This is a genomic window from Bartonella sp. AD13SXNS (assembly GCF_042196465.1).
Classification (GTDB): domain Bacteria; phylum Pseudomonadota; class Alphaproteobacteria; order Rhizobiales; family Rhizobiaceae; genus Bartonella.
On the sequence record NZ_JBHIQI010000014.1, the window covers coordinates 22,763 to 33,227 of the forward strand.

Genomic DNA, 10,465 nt, shown 5'->3' on the forward strand with positions numbered 1-10,465 from the left:
GAGCAACATCTGTAACCTTAATATGCCCACCGCTTTTTGCAAGTAATGCCATGTTTGCAGCGGTTACAGTTCCTCCCGCCATTGTGATTGCACCACTATTTTCTGCATTAAGCCCGATGAAAGTATTGCTAATCGCTGTATTTCCATACAATTCAATTAAGCTATCAGGATCGGTGGTAGCTGCACCGTATCCGTTGCCTATTGTTGTTAGAGCAACATCTGCGACCTTAATATGTCCACCACTTTTTGCAAGCAATGCTGCGCTTGTCCCAGTTACAGTTCCTCCCGTCATTGTGATGGTACCACTATTTTCCGCGCCAAGGCCAGTTACAGCATTATTAATCGTTGTCTTCCCATGTAATACAATTAAGCTGTTAGGATCAGTGGCAGCTGCACCGTATCCGTTACCATCCATTGTTGTTAGTATCACATCCGTGACATCAATATATCCGCCGCTCTTTGCAAATAATGCTGCGCTTTTTCCAGTTACAGTTCCTTCCGTCATCATGATGACGCCTCTGTTTTCTGTATAAAGCCCGATAAAAGCATTATTAATCGTTGTTTTCCCATACAATTCAATCAAGCTGTAAGGATCTGTGGAAGCTGCTCCGTTTCCGTTACCATCTGTTGTTGTTAAAACAACATTTTCGCCTCTAATATATCCACCGTTCACTGCCAATAATGCTCTGTTCCCCCCAGTCACTATTCCTCCCATCATTGTGATTGTGGAGAATAAACCGTCTGCATAGAGTCCATCACCATAAGATGATGTAACTTGAACGCTGCCTTTTTGACTATTGGCTAAAGTAATGATGCTGCCTTCCGTAACGTATAGCCCGGCGTGTTCTCCATTATATTCTCCTCCTAATATCGCTATTTGAGAATGACCTTCTGCGGATATGCTGGTTTCTGCTTGGGTAATGGTTACATTTTCTAAAGTGACTTGACTTCCAGCAAAGGCTGTTATTCCTGTGTATAAAAACTCTTCTTTTTCATTTCCCAATTCATTTTCTAATTCACTTTCCCATCCAGGGTCTAATTCATTGTCCGATGTTTTTACATTTGCTAGCTTGTCTTGATCATTTATGTTGGTGTTTGCATAAGTAATTGTTACATTTTCTAGCTTATTTTTTTTGCTCTTACTTTCATTAAAGAATGCGCCAGTTTCAAAAGCTGTAATGGTTCCTCCTGTCATTGTGATTGTGCCACTGTTTTCTGCATAAAGCCCAATTACAGCATCATTAATTACCGTATTTCCGTGTAATTCAATTTTACTGTTAGCATCATTGGCTATTGCACCGATTCCGGTGCCGTCTGTTTTTAAAGTAACATCTGAGATGTCAATATGTCCGCCATTTTCTGCAAGCAATGCTGTGCTTCTTCCAGTTATTGTTCCACCAGTCATTGTGATTGTAGATTGTGCACCATTTGCATAAAGTCCATCACCATGGGATGATGTAACTTGAACACTGCTTTTTTTGTTATCGGCTAATTCGCTATAAGTTAAAGTAATAGTGCTGCCTTCCGTAGCGGATATTCCTTTGAGGTCTCCATCAAATGCTCCTCCTAATATCGTTATTTCAGAATGATCATTTGCAAATATACTGGTGTTTGCTTGCGTAACCGTTACGTTTTCTAAAGTAACTTTGCTTTTGTTGTCGGCATTTATGCCCTCGTCCATGAAGTGGTCATCTTTACCGCTTGATATTGTTACACCTTCCAGCTTGTTTTTATCATTCATACTGTTTTCGAAGAAAGCGCCAGTTTCAGAAACCGTAATAATGCCTCCAGTCATTTTGATTGTAGCACCATCTTTTGCATTAAGACCAAGACGAATGTCAAAATCAGTTCCTTTAATGGCTGTGTCTTGCAGTAATGTAATCGCACTGCCAAGACCGTCAGCTGTTACAGCATAAATATCTGTATCTTTATTCCCAACCACAGTTAAATGTGTGCCGGTAATTTCCCCGTTGTCTTTCGCATTAATAATCTCATACGTTGTGTTAGATACTTCTTTTTTCTCCCCAGAAACTTCAAGAGTTTTAGCATATACATTGAAATGGGTGTTGAATAGCATGACAGCTATGACAGCCGTACAGGATAAAAGGGACTTTTTACACATCAAGATTTTCCTAAATTATAAGTAAATTATAAGTGCCACACACTCTTCCCCCGCTTATAAGAAGGATATCAAATGGATGGGTATTTTAGATTAGAGATCGGACGTGAATAGGAGATTTTTATTTTTATGTAAAGTATAAAATAAATTATATATTAAATATATAATGAATTATATTTTAAATACATTTTGTGTCAAAGTAAATATATTATATAAGTATTATAAGTTTTTCTATTCAAGATATGTGTTATGTTTGCATAAAACTTGTTGCTTATGCTTAAAAAAAAGGTGTAGGCAAGAAAATTCCAAAAAACTGTATGCTTGAGCCTGATAAAGATTTCTTTCAACATCATAAAACCAAAGATGATACCATAGCTTTCATGTTTTCCTTTAACACGGTTATGATAAAATAGCGCTCATTGATTTTTCAATCGACTTTTAGTTTTTTTCAAGGGATATTTTTACTAGTTGAAAGCGCGATATTTTATTGTCTTGAGTTTTTTTAACTAATTTTCTCAAAGAGAAATGTTGGCAGTGTGTATTGGTAGAGAAGAATAGGGGAGAGATAAAAAGGCAGCACATCGTGCTGCCTTTTTTGTTAATACATAGAAAAGAAATACGCTGTTTTGACAGTTTTGTTTTAAAACTGATAGCGTATGCCACCTGAAAAACTTGCTCCAGATACACCGGTTTTTTGAAGCTTTTGTTGATAGCTGACATCCCCATGAAGGGAGAAATTGTGAGACAGTTGCGCATTAATGCCAACGCCGCCTTCAATTGCAGGTCCCATAGGATCAAGGTCAAAGTTTCTGCCAATCCGGATGGTACCATCATCACCAAAGGTTTTGATCAAGTTTACTTTTCCATAGAAAGACATAGGACGATTGTTTTCAGTGGAAATAGTTTTTGTTAAACGTCCACCAACACGGATCAACCATTGAGAAGGATTTTTCATATCAACGGTAAAATTATCAACATCTTCAATGGTATTAAACATCAAATGTTGATAAGCAAGTTGTGCTTGAGGCTCAAATGTTAAACTCTCCATTCCGGTTGCAAACTCTTTGCCAACGGTGGTGGAGATACTCAACATTTTGGCATTTTTCAATTTTGCGGTTTTGCCAATGATAGCATTGCCGATATCTCCTTTTAGAATTCCATAGGATAAAAGCGTATCCATATAGAAACCATTGTCATGCTGCACGCTGCCATAAGCTGTTAGTGACCATTTATCCAATGTGCTCTTACTTACATCATCCATATCCTTTGGAGTGAAAGATAGCCGCCCATAGGTGCCTACAAGACCGAAATGTGTTGTGGTATTTTGTCCTTCTAATGCCGTGAATGCAACACCGGCTTGTAGAGCAGCATAGCGGATATCAGCACCATAACCATATTTGAGAGGTCCGCGCTTGGAAGATAAGGTTCCTGTGTTTCCGTAAGTATAGAGGAAGAAACCGGTTTGTTTTTCCTCTTCTTTTCCTAAGACAGATGTTCTGATATTGGCTAAGAGTGCGTTTTGTTTAGCCATATCGGTTAATCCACTGTAGAAGAGAGCATTTGGCATGACCAAATAGCTTGCTGTTTGTGGTACAAGGGCAACGGTAGGGATATTTGTTTCAGGATCAGGATTTGAACCAGAATTGGAGTCAAGCAGTTCGGGTTGTAAACGGAAATCCCAGAAATTTTCATTCTTTTCATCAAAGAGGTTTTGCGCAATATCGGCTTTGCCTTGGCTTGAGTCTGGTCCATAGGCACGTAGTGTATACATATCCGGTAAGCCACCTCTTGTGGTATAGCCATTTACCAGTTTGAAAGAGTTTTCTTCTGCTTTTCCAGAAACTTGAATGAGTGAAAGACCACGGACATTGGCAGCAGCAGAGGTGTTTGCTTCGATATTGTTCTCTTCTAAGCGCCCCGTGACATAAACTGATGTGTTGCCAGAGACATCCCCATGGATCAAAAGTCTATCGGTTTTTTGGTTATTTATTGCAGCACCATCACTCCAAGCCGTATTGAAGTAAATCTTTGCATCACCCGTTGCATTGTAGACTTCTTGCGTGTCTGGTTTACCAGAACCTATATGCAATGTTTGGTAATGCTCTTCTGTTGGTTTCTCAAAAACAATGGAGCTGTTATCGAGATTAAGCGTGGAAATATCAGAACGAGATCTTTGAGCGATATCAAGCAGATTGCCATCATCATCTTTTTCGTTTTTGCTGATTTTCAACGTCCATTTTGTATCGTTTTTCAGATCAAAGCGTGTTTGCCCATTTTCATCATTTCTTACACCGCCTTGTAAGACAGAATGATCTGCGGTTAAAGTAAACATTCCAACAGGCTTTGTCTTCTGCTTTATGTTTTTGAATAACGTATCTGCAAGGATTTTTGAATTTTTGAGATTAATTTTCCCCATTGATTCCTCGGTATATATTCCAATACCATTTTCAACGATCAGATTTGTATTGGTCAAATTAACTTCACTGTTTTGCCAATCTTGTGGATTACGACTACTTAGGCCCTTTAAATTATTTTGAGACAAATCTACAAATAACGTATTTTTAGTCAAATCTGGAAAATTGTTAACCAAATTTGAAAAATTGTTAGCCAAATCTGCAAAATTCACCCCAGCAACCCCTGCTGTTGCAGAAGTATTTGCGAGATCAATATGTCCATTGCTCTCTACCGATAGTGCAACTATTGTTGCATCTATTTTGTTTTCAGCGTCATTGACCATCTTAATCGTGCTATTCTTGGATGCGACAAGTCCAAAATCAACTTTTCCAATCGTTGTTTTTCCGTTTAATTCAATGACGCTATTTTCAGTAGCAAATGCACCTGAGCCAGGCAGTTTGAAGATTCCCTCATCGATTTCAATAATTATTCTACTTCCTTTTATCGTTAATTCTTCGCTTGTGATTTTGCCTCCGCTCCGTGCATTAAGACTTATGGGAATATTCGTAATTGTTGTTTTTCCTTTTAATTCAATGACGCTGTTTTGGCCCTCAGCTGATGCGCCTGTAGCTGAATGTTCGCCATTTTTTGTGAGTACAACATCTTTAACATTAATATATCCACCCAAAATTGCATATAATGAATTATTACTCCCAGTAACAGTTCCTCCTGTCATGAAAATTTTTGATTGCTCACCAATGGCATTCAGCGCATTATGCTCAGATGAAATGATTTTCGCACCATTGTTTAAAGTAATGCTACTGCCGTTTTGAGCAATTATTGCTTCTCTTTTTGCCTCAAAAGATCCGCCGGTAATTGTTATTTGAGATTTGTTATCTGCTAAGATGCTGTTTTTTGCTTTCGTGACGGTTACATTGTTCAAAGTGATCGTGCTGTTGTTAGCACTTATTCCTTTATCCATAAGAAAGTCATCATTTCCGCTTGATATTTTCACATCTTTCAGCGTGTTTTCTTTGCTTTTGCTATCCAAAAAGAATGCACCAACTTTGGACGCTGTAATGCTTCCCCCAGTCATTTTTATTGCGCCATTTTTTTGTGTTTTTAACCCGATTGTAGCATCTTTGATCTTTGTATCAGACAATTCAATCACACTGTTTTTACCTTGAGACAAAGCACCGAATCCACTTTCGATTTTATTATCATTAATAGATGTATTAGGGTTATTCCTCTTTGCTGTTAGAGTACTACCCTTGACAGTAATATGTCCACCTTCGTCTGCAGATAATGCTGCATCTTTTCCAGTTACGCTTCCTCCTGTCATTATAATTTTGCTCTTTTCATCGATGGCATGAAGTCCGTTACCATTAGATGAGGTAATGTTAGTACCGCCATCTACAGTAATGGTGGCGCCGCCCATAGCATATACGCCATCCATTTTACCTTCGAATGATCCTCCGGATACTATAACTTGAGAAACGTCATCCGCGAGTATACCAGTTTCTGCTTGCTTAACTGTTACATTTTCTAAAGTGATAAAACTTTCGTTGTGTATTTCTATTCCAAGGAGTGATGATGCTTCATTTTTATTATCTGATATTACTACATTTTGCAGTATATTTCTACTATCCTTACTACCATCAATATAAACGCCAGTTTGAGAAGTTGTAATGTTCCCCCCAGTTAGGTTGATGTTAGCGCCGTCTTTTACAGAAATACCGAAACGAATATCAGAATCAGTGCCTTGAATATTTAAGCCATTTAATTTAAGCGCACTGTTAGCACCTTCAACTGTTACAACATATTTATCGCTACCTGTGTCTGTATTTGTGTTTTCATTTCCAGTTACAGTTACAGTACTGCCGGTGATTTTTCCTTTGTCTTTTACATAAATAGTCTCGTACGTTTTTCCGGATATATCTTTTTCTTCGTTGGCAACGCTAAGATTTTCAGCATGTGCACTGAACTGGATGTTGAATAGGATGATAGCAGCCGCAGCCGTGCATGATAAAAGGGATGTTTTATACACTAGTATTCTCCTTATGAGAGTCCCCAAATATTCATTTCCCCGCGAACTTTATAAGAAGAAGTGAAAATGGATAGTTGTTATGAATTTCGATAATTGTTTTTATTCTGTAAGACATTTTTGTTTTTTTGTCAAAATTAAAAAATAAATGATATTAAATTTGTATGAATTTATATTTAACACACAATGTGATTATAATTATTTATATTATATAGTTAAATTTATTGCAAATCTATACTATAGAAATTATAAATATTATTATAATACTTTACATAATTTATATACTTTTTTATAAAGTAATAATAGCATTTTCTGTAATATTTCTGCATTTTGATAGATTATCAAAGTTAGTTATGACAGTAACACTCAAACACTGTTGCTAGCACTTTTGATTATTTCTACCTTATTTATCATAAAATTCTAATGTATTTGATCTTGATATCCAAAGGAGTTGATTACTCTAGCATACAGAATACGTTCTTTCTTCTGTTTGGAATATTTTATAGTATACGAATACTTGTTAGGTTTCTGGTAAGCTATTGATAAATCGATGGCATTTGACAGAGCCTAAGCTCATAAATCTCAATCAATTAAAGTGCTTGAAGTTGAAAGCTTGGAACCAACAGTGCTTTTATATCATCAAAGTGCACTTTCATTGAAGGATCATTGCTTTCATTATTTTGAATTTTTGACATATTCTTGACAAGAAAATTTAAAAAATTACTTCTGAGAAAATTTTTATAATACAATAAAATATGTAACGTTTTTATGGTGATAGGTTTATGAGATATAAAGTTAAATTGGTAATCACCGTGATTGCTTTTACTCTCTCTGGTTGTTTTAACCTTGATTCTGAAAAGTTAAGAAGGGACAAGAGGCTTTATCATGATGCATTTATGATGTGGCCTATGAAAGAAAAGTCTCTTGAGAAAAATTATACTGCTATCATCATGGCTGATCCGCAACCGTGGCGTTTAAACTCTGGTGATGCCAATGGAATATCAAACAGAGAGCCATGGTTAAAGATAAATGAGCAGGTTGCTGGTGTGATAAAAGCGCACAAGGCCGCGTTCCATATTGTCAATGGTGATCTGACGGAGTTTGGACAACAAAAAAACTATGATGATTATAAAAATGTTTATAAAACTCTTGGAGCGCCTGTCTATGAGGGGCTAGGGAATCACGATTATGCCAATAATGTTGGTAATTGTACAAATCCTCAAGAATTCAATTTTTACAAAGATGCTTGTGCTATAAGTGCAGTTTCAAGAATGGTATCGGAAATAAAAAAATACCGTAGTCAATTATTGCATTTCAATGCAGATGTTACTGAAAGTTTGGTTCCCATTTCGGGTGGAAATATTCTCTCGATAAGGGGGAGTTTGAGTTATTCTTGGGATTATGGAGATGTTCACTATGTGCAGCTTCACAATTATCCAAGCTATACTGTTGGTTTGAAGGGGCAGTCTACAGAAGTGCAAATCAATAAATCTTTAGATTGGCTTAAGAACGATTTAGCTGCTGCTGATGCAAGAGGTAAAGTGACAATCATTAATTTTCATGATGCGCGTGCTGCTTCCATTGATGGTGAATCCTTTTTTATTCGTAAAAAGAATGCTAAAGATTTGTCGATCTTTAAGTCAATTATTATCTCTCATAATGTTAAAGCAATCTTCGTGGGGCATACGCATTATCAGTCCTATTGCCGTGCGAAAAATGATAAGGTTTTTGGGAATATCCCTATCTATACAGCTGGTGCGCTTTTTAATGGAGATTATTACCTCATAGATGTGAAGGGAAAGACTATTCACGTTAAAGCCTATAATGGAGAAATAGGAAAACCGCTTTTAATTAAAGATCTTGGTGTTATAGGGAAAGACACCCAATTTTCCGCAAATTGCAGTCAGTTATAATAGGATTTTTTTCTCTGTTTTAAGGCATGAGGGAAAAACGTATCATATGTGCGGATTTAAAGAGCAATGAGAGTATCTGAGTGTTACTTAAAAATAGAATAAAAAATCAGATATCTTTTTATATATTTTTTCAAAGCTGCTAAGATTTCAGGTTAAGCGCTATAAGTGCAATGGTTTAATGTGAACAGAGCTTTAATACAAAACAGAATAATGTTTTTTATTCTATTTTTTCTTTTTTAGACTTTCATCTTTGAAGAGAAGGTGAGTGGGTCGAGGGAGTGTTCATAATTTGCTATCACACGTTGTCAAGAATTCCCAAGAAAGCTGTTTCTATTGGTTTTTTGTGGTATAATTATCAAGTTATGCCCTTTGTTAGAGTTTATAATATCTACTCGTGTGCAACTCTTTTCTTTTTCATAAGAGAAGCTTTTTATTTTGATCAATTTTTTACTTATAATCTTCAAACAATTGATGTTTTGTGATGCTATATAATTTCTCTTCTTGCGATCCATGACTCTGCTGGTTGCTGCGTTTCGCGGAGTTATGATCTCAGGAAGTGCATTTGCTGCCTCTTTTGGTTGGATCGGGACAGCGATAGAAGTGGCTGGGGCAGCTATTTCCTCTGTTGTGGGGGGTATTTTTACCCCGATCGGGGCGGTCATTGCTGCTGTTGTGGCTGTCATCTTTGCTGCTGGTTTTGCTTTGTGGAAATATTGGGATCGTTTTTCTTCATTTGTCAAAGGCTTTGCACAGGGGGTATCTCGGGCTTGGGGGCGTGCCTTTGAAGCCGTCATGCGCTTTTTTGGTGCCGATACTACCACCATAACCAAATGGAAAAACATCATTGCTGCTGCTTTCGACTTCTCTTCCCATTGGCAAAAGTTTAAACAAGGACTTTCCTCTGTTGTCGAGTGGTTTGGCAATTTGTGGGAGGGCGTTAAACAAAGCTTTTCCAACTTTTGGCAATGGTTGAAGAGTTTTTTTACACAGGAAAAGCTCTCGGAGAGTGCCAAGGCTGGTATGGAACAAGCGGGCGAAGATCTGGCTAATTCGATTGTCGATGGCTTTATGTCGTCTATCTCACAATTGATGGATTTTTGTAAATCTTTGCCTAGCCGCATTAAGGGGTGGATTGGGTCGATTGATGTAAGAGAGTTTTTGCCAAGTTTTTTGGGGGGCAAAACAGCCATTCAGCCCATACCACAATTTGCGGGGGCGGGGCATGCAAATTCCCCTTTCACAGAAGCAAAAAGCAAAGATCACTCCCCCATCACACACAATCAAAATGTCACGGTGCATGTCAATGGTGCGCGTGATCCTGTTGTCACTGGTCGTGCGGTTGCCCATGCTTTGCAACGGGCACGTGCCAATGCGCTGCATGGCGGGACAGAATGATACGGGCTGCAGAATAAGGGAAAAGATGGCGTGCTGGAAGGGATACAATCAAGGGGAGGGCGTCTATGAGAGATCCTTTGCTAATGTTAGGACCACATCTTTTTTATGTGGACTGGCTGAATTTCCAATCCTTTGAGGAAGAGTTTTCTGCTTCATGGGTTTGCCTAGAGCGTTTTGGTGAGGCTCCAGGTTTGCAATTTACCGGCTATGGCAATGATGCCAAAACTATCCATGGGGTGTTGTTTCCAGAAGAGTTTGGGGACCGGGTAGCGATAGATGCTATCACCAGAACCATTCGTGCTGCCAAGCCCGTTCAGATGATCCGTTGGATGAGTGACAATGGCTATAGCGCCATTCTCCATGGATCTGTGGTAATCACCAGTGTCACGAAAGACCACGACTATATCAGTCGCTCTGGTCAATCCCAGCGCATCCGCTATTCCATTACGCTCTTGCCCTTTTTTAATGGCGGAAAACCACAAGGACAATACCAGGTGGGACAATACCAAGGGGAACAAACTCTATGAAAATACCAGAAAATCACCTCGTGGTAGAGCTAGAAGATATGAGTCTTGATCTGATCTGCTTTCACCATGCCAT

At 38.1% G+C, this 10,465-nt stretch carries 4 protein-coding genes and 2 pseudogenes; 4 read left to right on the plus strand and 2 right to left on the minus strand.

What is annotated here, in order from left to right:
- Window positions 1-2,122: pseudogene (locus ACFIMQ_RS07925) on the minus strand (hypothetical protein); the annotation flags it as partial.
- A gap of 637 nt (window positions 2,123-2,759) precedes the next feature.
- Complete coding sequence (locus ACFIMQ_RS07930) at window positions 2,760-6,560, minus strand: autotransporter outer membrane beta-barrel domain-containing protein (protein ID WP_375703764.1); 3,801 nt, start codon at window positions 6,558-6,560, stop codon at window positions 2,760-2,762.
- 779 nt (window positions 6,561-7,339) lie between these two features.
- Between ACFIMQ_RS07930 and ACFIMQ_RS07935 the strand changes: the two genes are divergently transcribed.
- The 4 genes and pseudogenes from ACFIMQ_RS07935 to ACFIMQ_RS07950 all read left to right on the plus strand — a co-directional run.
- Window positions 7,340-8,470, plus strand: coding sequence for a metallophosphoesterase (locus ACFIMQ_RS07935; RefSeq protein WP_375703765.1), 1,131 nt, complete (start codon window positions 7,340-7,342; stop codon window positions 8,468-8,470).
- 510 nt (window positions 8,471-8,980) lie between these two features.
- Window positions 8,981-9,865: a hypothetical protein gene (locus tag ACFIMQ_RS07940; RefSeq protein WP_375703766.1), complete on the plus strand. Its 885-nt coding sequence runs from the start codon at window positions 8,981-8,983 to the stop codon at window positions 9,863-9,865.
- 65 nt (window positions 9,866-9,930) lie between these two features.
- Complete coding sequence (locus ACFIMQ_RS07945; RefSeq protein ID WP_375703767.1) at window positions 9,931-10,392, plus strand: phage tail protein; 462 nt, start codon at window positions 9,931-9,933, stop codon at window positions 10,390-10,392.
- Window positions 10,389-10,465: pseudogene (locus tag ACFIMQ_RS07950) on the plus strand (phage tail protein); the annotation flags it as partial. The gene ACFIMQ_RS07945 and the pseudogene ACFIMQ_RS07950, both read left to right, overlap by 4 nt.